The following is a 16,721-nucleotide window of genomic DNA, read 5'->3' on the forward strand; positions in this document are numbered from 1 at the left end:
ACAACTTCCTTGTGGTCATCCCCGTGCATGACGTGAACCCCGCGCGCCGCACCCCGGTGGTGACGTACGCGCTGATCGGCGCGAACGTCCTCGTGTTCTTGTTCATGCCCGGCCTGTCCGGTTCCGTGGCGGGGGACAGCAGTCTGGCCCAGACGTGCCATCTGCACGCCTTTCTGGAGCATTACGCCGCCGTGCCACGCGAGTTGATGCACCATCAGCTCGCGCAGCTGGTGCCCACAGGGGAGGTGCGCGGCGCCGGATGTCAGCTGGGCCCCCCGGACTACGTCAAGTCGCCGGTGCTGAGCGTGTTCACCGCGATGTTTCTGCACGGTGGCTGGCTGCACCTGCTGGGCAACATGTTGTTTCTGCTGATTTTCGGAAACAACATCGAGGACCGCATGGGGCACGTCCGCTTCGCACTGTTCTACGTGATCTGCGGGTATGCGGCTTCGTACGGTTTCGCGGTGTTCAACGCCGAGTCCACCGATCCGCTGATCGGCGCGTCCGGGGCGATCGCAGGGGTCCTCGGGGCCTATCTGGTGCTGTATCCCAAGGCCAGGGTGTGGGTGCTCGTCCCGTTCCTGGTGTTTCTGCCGCTACGGCTGCCTGCCTGGCTGGTGCTCGGCTTCTGGTTCGGGCTGCAGGCCGTGTACTCGTCCGGCGAGGGCGTCTCCGGCGAGGGCACCGTGGCGTACGCGGCGCATGTGGTCGGCTTCCTCGCGGGCATGCTGCTCGCCTGGCCGCTCAAGCCGGGCACACCTCCGCCGCCGGAGCCGCGCGGCCTGCTGTTCGGCAGGCGAGCGCGCCCCCGGCACACCTGGTGACCCGGCCCACTTGACGACCCCGTTCGTGCGGTGACGGGCCTTGCGCCGCCGGCGACGGAGCTGTTTCGCGTGAGGCCCGGTGCAATCGTTGCATCCGGTGAATCTGGTGCCACTCGATGAACCCGGTGCACCCGGTGCACCCGGTGCACCCGGTGACAGTGCACCCCCGCGGGTCAGCGGGCCGTCTGCGTGTGGACGTACTCCACCAGGCGGGTCAGCGCGTCCGGGTCGGTGGACGGCATGACGCCGTGGCCGAGGTTGAAGACGTGGCCCTCCAGTGCGGCGGCCGCGTCGAGGACCTCTCGGGCCTTGGTCTCGACGGCCTCGGCGCCGGCGAACAGGACGGTGGGGTCGAGGTTGCCCTGGAGCGCCTTGCCGGGGCCGATCCGGCGCACGGCCTCGTCGAGCGGGACGCGCCAGTCGACGCCGACGACGTCCGCGCCGGCCTCGCCCATGAGCTGCAGCAGCTCGCCCGTGCCCACGCCGAAGTGGATGCGCGGGACGCCGTAGCCCTCGACCGCGCGGAAGACCTTCGCGGAGGCGGGCAGCACCGAGCGGCGGTAGTCGGCCGGTGCGAGGGCTCCGGCCCAGGAGTCGAAGAGCTGGACGGCGCTCGCGCCCGCCTCGATCTGCACCTTCAGGAAGGCGGCCGTGATCTCCGCGAGGCGGTCGAGCAGGTCGGCCCAGAGCTCGGGGTCGCCGTACATCATCGCCTTGGCGTTCTCGTACGTGCGCGACGGACCGCCCTCGACGAGGTAGCTCGCGAGGGTGAACGGAGCTCCGGCGAAGCCGATGAGGGGGGTGGCGCCGAGCTCGGCCGTCAGCAGGCCGATGGCCTCGGTGACGTAGGAGACGTCCTCGGGGGTGAGGTCGCGCAGCTGGGCGAGGTCGGCGCGGGTGCGGATCGGTCGTTCGACGACGGGGCCGACGCCCGGCTTGATGTCGAGGTCGATGCCGATGGCCTTGAGCGGGACGACGATGTCGCTGAAGTAGATCGCCGCGTCGACGTCGTGCCGGCGCACCGGCTGCAGGGTGATCTCGGTGACCAGCTCGGGCCGCATGCAGGACTCGAGCATCCCTACGCCCTCGCGGACCTTGCGGTACTCCGGCAGCGAGCGCCCCGCCTGCCGCATGAACCACACGGGCGTGTGCGGCACGGGCTCGCGCCTGCACGCCTTCAGGAAGGCACTGTCGTACGTCGCTGTCGGCTGCCGGCCCGCGGGGCTCTCGTTCGCGCTCACGACGGCAAGTCTCGCACGGCGCCACAGGCCGCCGGGCCGCCCCCCGCGCCGCCGCCGTCGCCCTCCCCGCGCCCCCGTTGCACCCTGGGCAGCGTCCGGGCCGCTCCTCTTGGGTGCCTCTTGCGTGCCTCCTGCGTGCTGATTCCGTGCCCCTGCCGTGCCTCTGCCGTGCCTGCCCCGTGCCTCTCCCGTGCCCATTTCGTGCCCCCGTTCGCGCTCCTCTGCTCTAGCTCCGTCCCCTTCGCTCCCCCTCCCTCCCCCTCGTCCCGTCCTGTGCCGCTCGTTGCACGGCGCGCACGTCCCTCTTCCGTGGCGCCGCAGGGGCGTCGGTCCGTGCGCCTGTTCGCCCAACGCGCACTCGTCCGCAAGCCGCGCGCGGGTGTCTTGCCCTGCACGAAGGCCCCGTTCCCCTTAATCTTCCCCGCATGGCTGCGGCTCAGGGACGACTGTCGGACGACGCTGGCGGGATGGATGACGGGAATGAGGGGGACCGGGATGGGAGTACATCGGCTCCGCTGCCCTTCCGGGCCGCGGTCGACGCACTGAGGACGGCCCGGCTGCGGCCGCAGATCGAGGTCGAGCAGACGCCGGCCCCGAAGCGGCTCGCCCCGTTCGCCCACGCACTGGAGGCGACGGTCGTGGACGGCGATCAGGACCTGGCCGACGGCCGGCTGGTGCTGCTGCACGATCCGGCCGGGCACGACGCCTGGCGCGGAACGTTCCGGCTGGTCACCCTCGTGCGGGCCGAGCTGGAGCCGGAGATGGCCGCGGACCCGCTGCTGCCGGAGGTGTGCTGGTCGTGGCTGACCGGCGCGCTCCAGGCGCGCGGACTGACCTACGGGGAGCCGAGCGGGACCGTCACGCGCGCGAGTTCGCACTACTTCGGCGGGCTGGCGGAGCGCCCGGCGGCCTCGCAGATCGAGATCCGGGCCTCCTGGACGCCTCGCGAGGGGCTCGGCGGGATTCCGGACGCCGGGGCGCACCTGGCGTCCTGGTGCGATCTGCTGGCACAGGTGGCGGGGCTGCCGCCGGCCGGGCCGGGGGACGCCTCGGTGGTGACGCTGCCGCAACGCAGGGGGCCCCAGTCACGTTGACCATCTCTTTGTCGATACGACCATTTTCGGTCCCGTAAGACACCCACTTAAACCGACTCGATCTTCGGATGATCGATCGCGTGTCCGAATTGCACGTATTGTTACTCACTAGATCGTGATCATTCTCTAAAGGACCCCGGGTTCGCTGCCGAAGACGACTGTGACCTTGAAAGCACGGTTCGTCCCGGCTTCCTCCCCGCAAGCCCCACGAGCCGGCCCCCCGTCCCCCATCCAGGAGGCCTGGTGTCCGTTCTCCTCGAGCAGCCCGCAAGCCTGGTCGCCTACCGCCCGAACAAGCCCACCGCCATGGTGGTCGTGGCCGACCCGCGCGTCCGCTCCACCGTCACCCGCCATCTCTGGGCGCTCGGTGTGCGCGACGTCATCGAGGCCTCGTCCATCGCGGAGGCTCGTCCCCGCATCGGCAACCCCCGCGACATCTGCGTCGCCGACGTCCACCTGCCCGACGGCTCCGGCCTCACCCTCCTGTCGGAGACCCGCGCCGCGGGCTGGCCCAATGGGCTCGCACTGTCCGCCGCCGACGACATCGGCGCCGTGCGCAACGCCCTCGCGGGCGGCGTCAAGGGCTACGTCGTCACCGGCACCCGCACCAACCTCGGCCTCCCCAGCCGGCCCGGTGCGGCCCCCCTCGGCTCGGCCGCCCGTCTGCACCGCCGCCCCCCGGGCGCCCCGAGCCACCCGGGCGGCTACCGCGAGCTCTCCGGCCGTGAGGTCGAGGTGCTGCGGCTGGTCGCGGAGGGCCAGTCGAACAAGGCCATCGGCGTCTCGATGGGCCTGTCCGCACTGACCGTCAAGAGCCACCTCGCCCGCATCGCCCGCAAGCTCGGCACGGGCGACCGGGCCGGGATGGTGGCGGTGGCCCTGCGGACCGGCATCATCCACTGACCACGACGCCCCGTCGCCGTCACCCCCGCCCGTCACGCCTCACCCTTCCCACGCCCCACTCACTCCGCCTACTCCCCCGGCCCTTCTCTTTTCCCTTCGGCCCCCGGCCCCCCGGCCCCCCGGCCCACGGGCCCTCGCCGGTCGGCCGTCCGCCTCGGTCATTCACCGGCCTGACTGGTTTACGACCCCCCGGCACCCGCCGACGGAACGTTCCGTCGGCGGGTGCCGTCGATACACAGATACCCTTGACAGGTGACCGACGCCCAAGAAACCGCAGCAGCCAGTTCACTGCGAACCACCGGAGGCGCCCCTCCGGACGACGGCGGATCTACTGCTTCCGGGGCGCCGACACCTCTGCTGGAACCGCGCGAGGGCATTCCGCCCGTGATCGCCGACGAGGCCTCCCTCGCCGAGGTGATCGCCGCGTTCGCCGCCGGCTCAGGCCCCGTCGCCGTCGACGCCGAGCGCGCCTCCGGCTACCGCTACGGCCAGCGCGCCTATCTCGTGCAGCTGCGTCGAGAGGGCGCCGGGAGCGCGCTCATCGACCCCGTGGCCTGCCCGGACCTGTCCGCGCTCGGCGACGCGCTGTCCGACGTGGAGTGGGTGCTGCACGCGGCCACCCAGGACCTTCCGTGTCTGCGCGAGATAGGCATGATGCCGACGCGGCTGTTCGACACCGAGCTGGCCGGACGGCTGGCCGGGTTCCCGCGGGTCGGCCTCGGCGCGATGGTCGAGGGCGTGCTGGGCTTCGTGCTGGAGAAGGGCCACTCCGCGGTGGACTGGTCGACAAGGCCGCTGCCCGACCCGTGGCTGCGCTACGCCGCCCTGGACGTCGAGCTCCTGGTCGACCTGCGCGACGCGCTGGAGAAGGAGCTGGACCGGCAGGGCAAGCTGGAGTGGGCCCGCCAGGAGTTCGACGCGATCGCCTCCGCCCCGCCGCCCGAGCCCCGCAAGGACCCGTGGCGCCGCACCTCCGGCATGCACAAGGTGCGCCGCCGGCGGCAGCTGGGCGTGGTGCGGGAGCTGTGGCAGACGCGGGACCAGATCGCCCAGCGTCGTGACGTCTCACCGGGCAAGGTCCTGTCGGACGCGGCCATCGTGGAGGCGGCGCTCGCCCTTCCCGTGAACGTGCACGCGCTGTCCGCGCTGAACGGGTTCGGGCACCGGATGGGACGGCGACAGCTGGAGCAGTGGCAGGCCGCCGTCGACCGGGCGCGGGCGCTGAGCGAGTCGCAGCTGCCGCAGCCGGGGCAGCAGGTGGCGGGGCCTCCGCCGCCCCGCGCCTGGGCCGACAAGGACCCCGCGGCGGCGGCCCGGCTGTCCGCGGCACGGTCCGCGGTGTCCGCGCTGGCCGAGGAGCTGAACATGCCGCAGGAGAACCTGATCGCTCCGGACGCGGTGCGGCGCGTGTGCTGGGAGCCGCCGGCCGCCGACCGGGAAGCGGTTGCCGGTGCGCTGACCGGATACGGGGCGCGGCCGTGGCAGGTGGAACAGGTCGCGCCCGTCCTCGCCGCGGCCCTGACGGATCCGTCCGCCTAACCGCATCCGACTGCCCGGCTAGATCCGGCTGCCTGGCTACGTCCGGGCTGCCTGGCTACGTTCAGGCCGCCCGGCCTCGTACAGGCTGCCCGGCTGCCGCATCCGACCGCTTGCCCGCCTGGCGGCGGCGTCCGACCGCCTGGCCGCTTGCCCGCCTGGCCCGGCCGCCCGGCCGCCGCAGCACGCTCCGTCGCGCGGCGGCCCTCGGGAAGGCGTTTCGTAAGCGGTCACCAGCCGGTTTCACCACCGCACTGCCCGCCTGTTGCGTAAGCGGTTGCCACGTGGTTTCACCCACCGCGCCACCCGCCCGTTGCGCAAGCGATTCCCGCGTGGTTCCGCCAGCGCGCTGGGCCGTCTGCTTCGTAAACGGTTACCTCGTCGCTCCTCTCATGAAACCGTTGTAGATGTATTTCTGGAGGGCGAGGAAGACGATCAGCGTCGGCAGGATGACCAGGACGGCTCCTGCCGAGATCGTTTCCCAGTGGGCGGAGTAGGGCCCCTTGAAGCGGAACAGCGACGTCGAGATCACGCCAAGATCTTGAGAGGGCATGTAGAGGAACGGGATGTAGAAGTCGTTGTAGACGGCTATCCCCTTCACGATCACGACCGTCGCGATCGCCGGTTTCAGCAACGGGAAGATGATCTTCCGGTAGATCGTGAACGCGTTGGCGCCGTCGAGGCGGGCGGCCTCGTCCAGCGAGATCGGGATCGATCGCACGAACTGCAGAAAGATGTAGATCGAGACGATGTCCGTGCCCATGTACAGGGCGATCGGCGCCCAGCGGGTGTCGAACATGCCGAGGCTGTGGACGATCTGGAAGGTGGCCACCTGGGTGGTCACCCCGGGGACCAGCGCGGCGATCAAGAACAGGGCGACCACCAGTTTCCGGAAACGGAAGGTGAAACGGTCGATCGCGTAGGCCGTCATGGAGCCGATGAGAACGGTCCCGCCGACGGAGACGACGAGGATGAAGGCGGTGTTGCCGAACGCCGTGAGCATCCCGCCGTCCCGGAACGCCGTCGCGTAGTTGTGGAGGTTGAGCGGGTGGTGCGGCAGCGTGAGCGCTCCGCTGCCGTCGGCCGTCTCCTTCTCGGTCTTCAGGGACGTCAGCAGGACGACGCCCAGTGGAAGCAGTACGACCAGCGTCGCGCCGATCAGCGACAGGTACACGAGCGTGCGGGCAATGACTCGGCGTGTCATACGAGGTCCACCCTGTCGTCCGGGACGAGGCGGCGCTGCACCCAGGTGACCAGCAGGATGATCAGCAGCAGCACGACGGCCGCCGCCGAGGCGAGCCCCGTCTTGTTGAACTGGAAGGCCAGTTTCACGGTCTGGATCACGAAGGTCTCGGTGCCGGTCGCGCCGCCGGTCATGATGTACGGGATCTCGAAGGCCGACAGTGAGCCGGAGACCGAGAGGATCACCGTCAACGTCAGCACTGGTCTGATGCCGGGCAGGATGATGTAGCGGAACTGGTGCCATCGGCCCGCGCCGTCCAGCTCGGCCGCCTCGTACAACTCCCCGGGGACGGACTGGATCGCGCCCAGGAACAGGACGAAGTTCATGCCGAGGTAGCGCCAGACCGAGACTCCGGCGAGGGAGATGTTCGCCGAGACCGGGGTGCCCAGCCAGGCGTGGTCGGTCTGGTACCCGAACAGGCTGAGGACCGTGTCGAAGGTACCGCCGTCCTGGAAGAAGTAGAGGAAGACGAAACCGATGGCCACGCCGTTCACCAGGGACGGGAAGAACAGCACGCCCTTGAAGAAGTTACGGAAACGGACGCTGAAACTCAGGATCGTCGCGAAGTAGAGGGCGGCGACGATCTGGATCACCGAGGCGGCCAGGTAGTAACCGCTCACCCAGAACACCTGGAAGAGATCCTCCCTGGTGAAGATCTCCGCGTAGTTCTCCGCGCCCGTGTAGTGCAGTTCGGGGCTCACGCCGTCCCAGTCGGTGAAGCTGTAGGCGACCATGTTGGCGATCGGCGCGTAGGTGAAGGTGATCAGCAGGGCGAGCGGGGCGAGCAGGAACAGCCAGGGGGTCAGCAGCCGCCGGGCACGCACCCGGCGAGGGGCCGGCGGGCGCGCTGCGCGCCGAGTGCCGCTCTTCGAGCCCAGCCCCCGGGCGCCCGCCCCGGCCTCCATCGGGCTCTGCGCCTGGACCCGCGCCTGGGCTTGGGCTCGGGCCTGGGCCTCGGTGTTCCTCGACGCCTTCCCGGCGCCTTGTGCGACGGCGTGCGGGTGCGGGTGCGCGCGCGCCATCAGTGACTCACGTTCTTCTGCGTGCCGGTCCACTTCTCGCCGAGACCGCCGAGGAAGTCGTCCAGGCTGCCCTTCTTGGCGCCGCGCGCCAGGTCGACCAGGTCCTGGCGGTACTCCGGCTTGTAGATGCCGACCTCGGACCGGTCGTCGATCAGCTTGACCTTCGCGCCCGCGGAGTCGTCCAGCTCGATGAGCTTGACGCCCGCCTCCTCGTACGGCTTGAGCACGTCGGGCATGGGCGCGCTCTTGAGCGGGGAGATGGCGAGGTTGTCCTTGTCGTACCCCGACTTGTCGGTGAACCAGTCGATCCAGGCGCGCGCCGCCTCCTTGTGCGGGGAGTGGACGTTGACGGCCTGGTTGTAGTCGGGGCCGACGGTCGCGCAGAACGCGCCGTTCGTCCGGGCGGGAAACGGCATGAAACCGATGTCGTCGGGGTTCACGCCGGCTTTCTTCGCCGCGTCCTGGAACTGGATGATCGCCCAGGTGCCGAGCCATTGCGTGGCGATCTCGCCCTTGGCCGTGCGGGGCTTGGACTCCTCCCAGTTGCTCGTGGTCGGGTCCTTCTCGGCGAGGCCCTGCTTGACGATGTCGTACAGCAGGGTGTCTCCGACGCGCAGGTCCGAGCCCTCCGCCCAGGGGTCGCCCTCGGCGAGTTTCGTGGTCGCCCGGGGGTCGCAGTGGACCGAGCCGTCGACGTACGTCCACGAGGTGAGCGGCCACTGTGCGGCGAAGTTGGTGTAGTAGGGGATCGCGTCGGTCTTCGTCTTGATCGCCTTCAGGTCGGCGAGGAACTCGGCCGGGCTGGTGGGCCACGCGGTGATGCCGGCTTCCTTCCAGACCCGCTTGTTGTAGACGAAGCCGGGCATCACGCCGACCGGGCTCTGGCCGTAGACCTTGCCGCCGACGGTGGTGAAATCGGTGAAACGGTATTTCTTGCTGCGTTCTGCCTGGGTGCCGAGGGAGGCGAAGAACTTCGGGTAGTCGTCCTTCTTGATGACCGCGGGGATCAGCAGGACGTCGCCGTAGTCGTCCGTGTTCATCCGGATCTTGATCTCGGCCTCGTAGTTGGTCAGGGCCTGGAACTCCACTTTGACCTTGGGATAGGTCTTGTTGAACTCGGCGGCGTACTTCTTCATCGTGCCGTCCTGCACGAGGTCGGTCCGCACGGTGAGGACCGTGATGGTTCCGCTGACCTTCGCGGGGTCGTCGGGCGCCTTGGCGTCCGCACCCTTCGCGCTGCCTCCGGTGCCGGTGCAGCCGGGGAGCAGCAGGGCGGCTCCCGCGACGGCGGCGAGGGCCTGGGCTGTACGACGGTTCATGTGCGTCACTTCCGTTCTCGGGGCGTTCGCGGGACGGACGAGCACGTGCGGGGTGGTCGAACACGCGTGGGCTGGTCGGGCCCGATCGAGGTGGTCGGGCCCGATCGAGGTGGTCGGGCCGACCGGGCTGGTCATGCACGACCGGGGTGGTCATGCACGATCGGGTTGGCTGATTCGGCACTCTGACAGCGCTTTCCTCAACCGGTAAAGTCCGATTCTCGCCAACGATGCAGAAGTGGCGCTCAGTTGTGGGCTTGACCGGTTTAGGGAGTGCGCATGCTGGAGGCCTCACCGCTCGACGACGGATGGAAGCTGCGGCACGAGGGGAAGACGCTCCCGGCCGTGGTGCCGGGCTGTGTGCACACCGACCTGCTCGCCGCGGGGGTGATCCCCGACCCGTTCCTCGGCCTGGGCGAGAGCGAGGTCGCGTGGGTGGGACGGCGCGAGTGGACGTACGAGACGCACCTGCCGGCCGTGCCGTCCGGGCACGAGCAGACCGACCTGGTCTTCGACGGTCTCGACACGGTCGCGGAGATCACACTGAACGGTCGGCTCCTGGGCCGGGTCCGGAACATGCATCGCTCGTACCGCTTCGACGTGACGGGGCTCGACGGGCCGCTGTCCGTGCGGTTCGTCTCGGCCTACGCCGAGGCGGAGGCGGTACGCGGGAAGGTCGGCGACCGGCCGGGGGCCTACGCCGAGCCGTACCAGTACCTACGCAAGATGGCCTGCTCCTTCGGCTGGGACTGGGGGCCGACCCTGGTGACGGCGGGAATCTGGCGTCCGGTGCGGGTCGAGCGCTGGTCGACGGCCCGGCTGGCCCGGGTGCGGCCGCTGGTGACGGTCGAACAGGGCGTCGGAGTGGTCGAGTTGCGGGTCGATGTGGAGCGGACCCGGGTGGAGGCCGGGCTCACGCTGGAGGCCCGGGTGGGGGACCGGCGGGTGAGCGCCGCCGTCGTGGGCGCCACCGGTGTCGTGCGGGTGGAGGTGCCCGACGCGGAGCTCTGGTGGCCGCAAGGCTACGGCGAACAGGCCCTGTACGAGGTGGAATTGACGCTGCGTCACCATGGCACCCCGCTCGACGTGTGGCGGCGGCGCGTCGGTTTCCGCCGTGTCGAGCTGGACACCTCCGCCGACGCGCGGGGAACCGGTTTCACACTCGTCGTCAACGGAGAGCGGCTGTTCGCGCGCGGCGTGAACTGGATCCCGGACGACGTCTTCCCGTCCCGGGTGACGCGGGAGCGTTACCGCAAGCGGTTGCGACAGGCGGCCGACGCGGGTGTCGACCTGGTCCGGGTGTGGGGCGGCGGCCTCTACGAGAGCGAGGACTTCTACGACGCGTGCGACGAACTGGGCCTGCTGGTGTGGCAGGACTTCCCGTTCGCGTGCGCCGCCTATCCCGAGGAGCAGCCGCTGCGGGGCGAGGTGGAGGCGGAGGCCCGGGAGAACGTCGTACGGCTGATGCCGCACCCGTCGCTCGTGCTGTGGAACGGCAACAACGAGAACCTGTGGGGTTTCCGGGACTGGGGGTGGGAGGAGCGGCTCGGCGGGGACTCCTGGGGCGAGGGGTACTACCTGGGCCTGCTCCCCCGTGTGGTCGCCGAGCTGGATCCGACGCGGCCGTACACGGCGGGCAGTCCCTGGTCGGGTTCGTGGGGCCGGCATCCCAACGACCCGGCGCACGGGACGCACCATTCGTGGGAGGTGTGGAACCGGCGGGACTACGCCGAGTACCGCGACGAAGTCCCGCGGTTCGTCGCCGAGTTCGGCTGGCAGGCCCCGCCCGCCCACGCGACCCTGCGGCGGGCGCTGCCGGGCGAGGAGCTCGCGGCGGACTCCCCCGGCATGCTGCACCACCAGAAGGCCGAGGACGGCAACGGCAAGCTCGAGCGCGGGCTGGCCCGCCACTTCGTCGTGCCGGACGCGGACTTCGACCGGTGGCACTACCTCACCCAGGTCAACCAGGCGCGCGCCGTGGCCACCGGAATCGAGCACTGGCGGTCCCACTGGCCGGTGTGCGCGGGGACGATCGTCTGGCAGCTCAACGACTGCTGGCCGGTGACCTCGTGGTCGGCGATCGACGGGGACGGCCGGGAGAAACCGCTCTACCACGAGTTGCGGCGCCTGTACGCGGACCGGCTGCTCACCGTGCAGGAGCGGGACGGGCGGCTGGTGGTGGCCGCCGTCAACCAGTGCGCCGAGCGGTGGGAGGGCACGCTGACGCTGCGACGGCTGTCCGTCCAGGGAGGTGAGCTCGCCGCGGCGACCGTGGAACTGGGCGTCGGCGCACGGGAGATGGGAGAGGCGGCGGTGCCGGCCGGGCTGGAGCCGGCCGGCGCCGAGGAGTTCCTGGTGGCCGACGCACGGGGCTCCCTCCGCGCGGCCGGAGCGGGGAGCGGGGAGCGACTGCGGGCCGTGCACTTCCCGGTGCCGGACCGTGAAACCCCCTATCCGCAGCCGGAGTTCGAGGTGGCCGTGGCCCCGGGGGCCGTGATCGTCACCGCGCACACCCTGGTCCGGGACCTGCTGCTCCAGGCCGACCGGCTGGACCCGGGCGCCCGGGCCGACCGCGGGCTGGTGACGCTGCTGCCCGGGGAGCGGGTGACCATCGGGGTCGAGGGCTGGGAGACTCCGGACGCCGCCGCCGCCCGGGCCGCGCTGTACTGCCAGGAGCCCGCTCGATGACAGCCCTGCCGTCGCCCCGCGTCACCATCAAGGACGTCGCCGCGCGCGCCGGCGTGTCCAAGGGCGCGGTGTCCCTCGCCTTCAACCGCAAGCCGGGTCTGTCGGAGGCGACACGGGACCGGATCTTCGCCGCGGCCCGGGAGCTCGGCTGGGAGCCGAACCTGACGGCCCGTTCGCTGTCGAGTTCGCGGGTGGACGTGGTGGGTCTCGCGATCTGCCGGCCGGCGCGGATGCTGGGTCTGGAACCGTTCTACATGGAGTTCGTCTCCGGGGTGGAGAGCGTGCTGACCGAGCATTCCTGCTCGTTGCTGCTGCGGCTGGTGCGCCACGTCGAGGAGGAGGTGGGGCTGCAGGAGTCCTGGTGGCGGGGCCGGCGGATCGGCGGGGCCGTCCTGGTGGACTTCCGGGCCGACGATCCCCGGGTGGCGGCGGCCGAGCGGCTGGGGATGCCGGTGGTGGCGGTGGGGCACCCCTCGCTCACCGGGAGCTTGACGTCGGTGTGGACGGACGACGCGACGGCGGTGACTGAGGCGGTGCGCTATCTCGCCGCCCTCGGACACCGGCGCATCGCGCGGGTGGGAGGCGCGGCCGCGCTCGGCCACACGATGATGCGGACGGCCGCCTTCGACGCGGCGGCGCGCAGTCTCGGGCTGGCCGGGGCGTGGCAGGTCGCCACGGACTACTCCGGGGAGGCGGGGGCGCGGGCCACCCGGTCGATGCTGACCGCCGCCCCGCCGGACCGGCCCACCGCAATCGTTTACGACAACGACATCATGGCGGTGGCCGGACTGGGGGTGGCGGCCGAGATGGGGCTCGGCGTGCCGGGTGACGTCTCCCTGCTCGCCTGGGACGACTCGCAGTTGTGCCGGCTCACCCACCCGACGCTCTCCGCGATGAGCCATGACGTGCACGGCTTTGGGGCGGAAGCGGCGCGTACGCTGTTCGGGGTGATCACCGGGTCCGGTCCGGGGTCGCATCCGGTGCCGACGCCGGTGCTCACGCCGAGGGGATCCACGGCCCCGCCGCGGTCGTGAGCCAGGATGGTCGTCGAGCGCAGCCGGTGTGACGTTCGCCGCTCCTCCCGGCAGGGGTGTGCAGCTACGTTACCCACAAGTAGCATGGTTTCTGAGCGCGCGCTCAGCGCTTGCGTGCCGCAGCAGTGCCACCCCGCACCCTGGAGGAGAGCCATCGTGCCTCGTACCGTCAGGGACGTCGTCTTCGTAGACGGCGTCCGTACCCCGTTCGGCAAGGCGGGCCCGAAGGGCATCTACCACGAGACCCGGGCCGACGACCTCGTCGTGAAGGCGATCCGGGAGCTGCTGCGCCGCAACCCCGGCCTCGACCCGAAGAAGATCGACGAGGTCGCCATCGCCGCGACCACGCAGATCGGCGACCAGGGCCTGACCCTCGGCCGCACCGCCGGCATCCTGGCCGGTCTGCCGACCTCCGTGCCCGGCTACTCCATCGACCGCATGTGCGCGGGCGCCCTGACGGCCGTCACCGCGGTCGCCGGCTCCGTCGCCTTCGGCGCGTACGACGTCGCCATCGCCGGCGGCGTCGAGCACATGGGCCGCCACCCGATGGGCGAGGGCGTGGACCCGAACCCGCGGTTCGTCAGCGAGAAGCTGGTCGACGAGTCCGCCCTGTTCATGGGCATGACGGCGGAGAACCTGCACGACCGCTACCCGCAGATCACCAAGCAGCGCGCCGACGAATACGCGGTGCGCTCCCAGGAGAAGGCCGCCAAGGCGTACGCCAACGGCAAGATCCAGGCCGACCTGGTGCCGATCTCGGTGCGCCGCACCAACCCGGAGGCCGGTGAGACGGGCTGGGGCCTGGTCACCGCCGACGAGCCGATGCGCCCGGGAACGACGCTGGAAAACCTCTCCGGCCTCAAGACCCCGTTCCGCGTCCACGGGCGGGTCACCGCCGGCAACGCGGCCGGTCTGAACGACGGTGCAACCGCTTCCCTGATCGCTTCCGAGGACTTCGCGCGCGAGAACGACCTGCCGGTCAAGATGCGCCTGGTGGCGTACTCCTTCGCGGGCGTCGAGCCGGAGGTCATGGGCTACGGCCCGATCCCGGCCACGGAGAAGGCCCTCGCCCAGGCGGGTCTGTCCATCTCCGACATCGGTCTGTTCGAGATCAACGAGGCCTTCGCCGTCCAGGTCCTGGCCTTCCTCGACCACTACGGCATCGCCGACGACGACGAGCGCGTCAACCAGTACGGCGGCGCGATCGCCTTCGGCCACCCGCTCGCCTCCTCCGGCGTCCGTCTGATGACGCAGCTGGCGCGCCAGTTCGAGGAGCAGCCGAACGTGCGCTACGGCCTGACCACCATGTGCGTCGGCTTCGGCATGGGCGCGACGGTCGTCTGGGAGAACCCCCACTTCGAGTCCGCCGGAGGCGACAAGTGAGCACCACCACCGCTGAGCTTCTGAAGGGCGCGGCCGAGCTGTTCCCGGACGAGGTCGTCACCCAGGCGCACGTACGCCACCTGGACCTGCCGTTCGGCGCGGGGCGCTTCGCCCTGATCACGCTGGACAACGGTCTCGACCACACCAAGCCGACCACCTTCGGCCCGCAGTCCCTCGCCAACCTCGACCTCGCGATCGACCAGGTCGAGAAGGAGGCCGCGGCCGGCGAGATCGTCGGAGTCGGCGTCACCGGCAAGCCGTTCATCTTCGCCGTGGGCGCGGACCTCAAGGGCGTCGAGCTCCTGAAGGAGCACCAGGACGCCCTGGCCATCGGCAAGGGCGGTCACGAGGTCTTCAAGCGCCTCGCGGGCCTCGCGGTCCCCACCTTCGCCTACTACAACGGCGCGGCGATGGGCGGCGGCGTCGAGGTCGGTCTGCACTGCCGGTACCGCACGGTGTCCGCGGCGCTGCCCGCGTTCTCGCTGCCCGAGGTCTTCCTCGGCCTGGTCCCCGGCTGGGGCGGCTGCACCCTGCTGCCGAACCTGATCGGCGCGGACAAGGCCGTCTCCGTCATCATCGAGAACTCGCTCAACCAGAACAAGCAGCTCAAGGGCGTGCAGGTCTACGAGCTGGGCATCGCCGACGCCCTGTTCGAGGGCGCGGACTTCCTGGAGCAGTCGCTGCTGTGGACGGCGTCCGTCCTCAAGGGCGAGATCGTCGTCGACCGTCCGGTGATCGACCGCGGCGAGGCCTGGGACCAGGCCGTCGCGCGCGGCCGGTTCATCGCGGACAGCAAGGTGCACGGCGCGGCCCCGGCCGCCTACCGCGCCCTCGACATCATCGCCGCCGCCAAGAACGGCGACCTCCAGCAGGGCTACGACGCCGAGGACGTGGCGCTCGCCGACCTGATCATGGGCGGTGAACTGCGCGCCGGCATCTACGCGTTCAACCTGGTGCAGAAGCGCGCCAAGCGCCCGGCCGGCGCCCCGGACAAGTCCCTGGCCCGTCCGGTCACCAAGGTCGGCGTGGTGGGCGCGGGCCTGATGGCCTCGCAGCTCGCGCTGCTGTTCCTGCGCCGTCTTGAGGTGCCGGTCGTGCTGACCGACATCGACCAGGAGCGCGTCGACAAGGGCGTGGGCTACGTCCACGCCGAGATCGACAAGCTGCTCGGCAAGGGCCGGATCAACCAGGACAAGGCCAACCGCCTCAAGGCGCTGGTCTCCGGCGTCCTGGACAAGGCCGAGGGCTTCTCCGACGCGGACTTCGTCATCGAGGCCGTGTTCGAGGAGATCGGCGTCAAGCAGCAGGTGTTCGCGGAGGTCGAGGCGGTCGCCCCGGCGCACGCGATCTTCGCCACCAACACCTCCTCGCTGTCGGTCTCCGAGATGGCGTCGAAGCTGAAGCACCCCGAGCGGGTCGTGGGCTTCCACTTCTTCAACCCGGTCGCGATCCTGCCGCTGCTGGAGATCGTGCGCGGCGAGCAGACCGACGACGCCTCGCTGGCCACCGCCTTCGCCGTCGCCAAGAAGCTGAAGAAGACGGCGGTTCTGGTGAAGGACGCCCCGGCGTTCGTCGTGAACCGCATTCTGACCCGTTTCATGGGCGAGGTGCAGAACGTCATCGACGAGGGCACCCCGGTCGCGGTGGCGGAGAAGGCGGTGGAACCGCTCGGCCTGCCGATGTCGCCGCTGGTGCTGCTGGAGCTGGTCGGCCCGGCCATCGGTCTGCACGTCTCGGAAACGCTGAACCGCGCGTTCCCGGACCGATTCACGGTCTCCCCGAACCTCGCGGCCGTCGTCAAGGCGGGCAAGCGCGGTTTCTACGTCTACGACAGCGGCAAGCCCGAGCTCGACCCGGAGGTCTCCGCGCTGCTGCAGCAGGGCGACACCGTCCTGACCGAGGAGCAGGTGCGGGCGCGCGTCCTGGACGCGGTGGCGCAGGAGATCGGGCTCATGCTCGACGAGGGCGTCGTCGCCGAGGCGCAGGACATCGACCTCTGCCTGATCACGGGCGCGGGCTGGCCCTTCCACCTGGGCGGCATCACGCCGTACCTGGACCGCGAGGGCGTCTCCGAGCGCGTCAACGGCAAGCAGTTCCTGGCGCCGGGCGTGGCGTCGGTGCCGGCGTAACGGTAGTAACCGTGTGCACGTCGTGCACCTGAAGAGGGCCTCCGCTCACGGGCGGGGGCCCTCTTCGCGTGGCGCGGCGGACCACAGTCGCCGCGCCCGCCCGCACGGTCCTCGCGGGCGGCCGCACGCACGCACGGCCGCACGCCCAACCACCCGCCGCGTCCGCCGTGCTGCCGCTCCGCCGTGACTGACCCGCTCGCCGTCGTCCCCGCCCCCGCCGCCTCCCCTGTACGGCGAGCAGCGGTCGCGGACGGTGGTCCCTCGCGAGCGCCCCGACGTCGTCGGCGGGCAGCGGGCCCCGACTCCCC

12 protein-coding genes are annotated in these 16,721 nt (G+C 70.7%); 8 read left to right on the top strand and 4 right to left on the bottom strand.

Annotated features, from left to right (window positions below; translation table 11 throughout):
• Positions 1-11: 11 nt before the first annotated feature.
• Positions 12-824: a rhomboid family intramembrane serine protease gene (locus Sri02f_RS12350; RefSeq protein ID WP_109001184.1), complete on the top strand. Its 813-nt coding sequence runs from the start codon at positions 12-14 to the stop codon at positions 822-824.
• A gap of 173 nt (positions 825-997) precedes the next feature.
• Here Sri02f_RS12350 and hemE read toward each other — a convergent pair whose 3' ends face one another.
• On the bottom strand, positions 998-2,065 hold the full coding sequence (gene hemE, locus Sri02f_RS12355) for a uroporphyrinogen decarboxylase (protein WP_109001185.1): 1,068 nt from the start codon (positions 2,063-2,065) through the stop codon (positions 998-1,000).
• 425 nt (positions 2,066-2,490) lie between these two features.
• Between hemE and Sri02f_RS12360 the strand changes: the two genes are divergently transcribed.
• From Sri02f_RS12360 to Sri02f_RS12370, 3 genes are all read left to right on the top strand, one after another.
• Positions 2,491-3,159 (top strand): DUF3000 domain-containing protein, encoded by a 669-nt coding sequence (locus Sri02f_RS12360; RefSeq protein ID WP_109001186.1) that lies wholly within the window; start codon positions 2,491-2,493, stop codon positions 3,157-3,159.
• Positions 3,160-3,402: 243 nt separating this feature from the next.
• Positions 3,403-4,062: a helix-turn-helix transcriptional regulator gene (locus Sri02f_RS12365; protein ID WP_109001187.1), complete on the top strand. Its 660-nt coding sequence runs from the start codon at positions 3,403-3,405 to the stop codon at positions 4,060-4,062.
• Between the two features lie 252 nt (positions 4,063-4,314).
• On the top strand, positions 4,315-5,601 hold the full coding sequence (locus tag Sri02f_RS12370; RefSeq protein WP_109001188.1) for a ribonuclease D: 1,287 nt from the start codon (positions 4,315-4,317) through the stop codon (positions 5,599-5,601).
• A 370-nt stretch (positions 5,602-5,971) separates the two neighbouring features.
• Here Sri02f_RS12370 and Sri02f_RS12380 read toward each other — a convergent pair whose 3' ends face one another.
• From Sri02f_RS12380 to Sri02f_RS12390, 3 genes are all read right to left on the bottom strand, one after another.
• Complete coding sequence (locus Sri02f_RS12380) at positions 5,972-6,802, bottom strand: carbohydrate ABC transporter permease (RefSeq protein ID WP_109001189.1); 831 nt, start codon at positions 6,800-6,802, stop codon at positions 5,972-5,974.
• The gene (locus Sri02f_RS12385) at positions 6,799-7,746 is read right to left on the bottom strand and encodes a carbohydrate ABC transporter permease (protein WP_109001250.1); all 948 of its coding nucleotides are present in this window, start codon (positions 7,744-7,746) and stop codon (positions 6,799-6,801) included. Before Sri02f_RS12385 ends, Sri02f_RS12380 begins: the two co-directional genes overlap by 4 nt.
• A 116-nt stretch (positions 7,747-7,862) precedes the next feature.
• Entirely contained in the window at positions 7,863-9,182 is a 1,320-nt protein-coding gene (locus Sri02f_RS12390) for an ABC transporter substrate-binding protein (protein WP_109001190.1), read from the bottom strand.
• A 276-nt stretch (positions 9,183-9,458) separates the two neighbouring features.
• On the opposite strand from Sri02f_RS12390, the gene Sri02f_RS12395 reads away from it, so the two are divergent.
• The 4 genes from Sri02f_RS12395 to Sri02f_RS12410 all read left to right on the top strand — a co-directional run bounded on the left by Sri02f_RS12395 (position 9,459) and on the right by Sri02f_RS12410 (position 16,413).
• Complete coding sequence (locus tag Sri02f_RS12395) at positions 9,459-11,867, top strand: glycoside hydrolase family 2 protein (RefSeq protein ID WP_109001191.1); 2,409 nt, start codon at positions 9,459-9,461, stop codon at positions 11,865-11,867.
• Positions 11,864-12,901, top strand: coding sequence for a LacI family DNA-binding transcriptional regulator (locus Sri02f_RS12400; RefSeq protein ID WP_109001192.1), 1,038 nt, complete (start codon positions 11,864-11,866; stop codon positions 12,899-12,901). The genes Sri02f_RS12395 and Sri02f_RS12400 overlap by 4 nt, the downstream gene beginning before the upstream one ends.
• A gap of 156 nt (positions 12,902-13,057) precedes the next feature.
• Positions 13,058-14,284, top strand: coding sequence for a thiolase family protein (locus tag Sri02f_RS12405; RefSeq protein WP_109001193.1), 1,227 nt, complete (start codon positions 13,058-13,060; stop codon positions 14,282-14,284).
• Positions 14,281-16,413 carry a 3-hydroxyacyl-CoA dehydrogenase NAD-binding domain-containing protein gene (locus tag Sri02f_RS12410; protein WP_109001194.1) on the top strand — a complete coding sequence of 711 codons (2,133 nt, stop codon included), beginning with the start codon at positions 14,281-14,283 and terminating at the stop codon, positions 16,411-16,413. Before Sri02f_RS12405 ends, Sri02f_RS12410 begins: the two co-directional genes overlap by 4 nt.
• Positions 16,414-16,721: the final 308 nt, after the last annotated feature.

The sequence above is a fragment of the Streptomyces rishiriensis genome (assembly GCF_003112535.1).
Lineage (GTDB): Bacteria > Actinomycetota > Actinomycetes > Streptomycetales > Streptomycetaceae > Streptomyces > Streptomyces rishiriensis.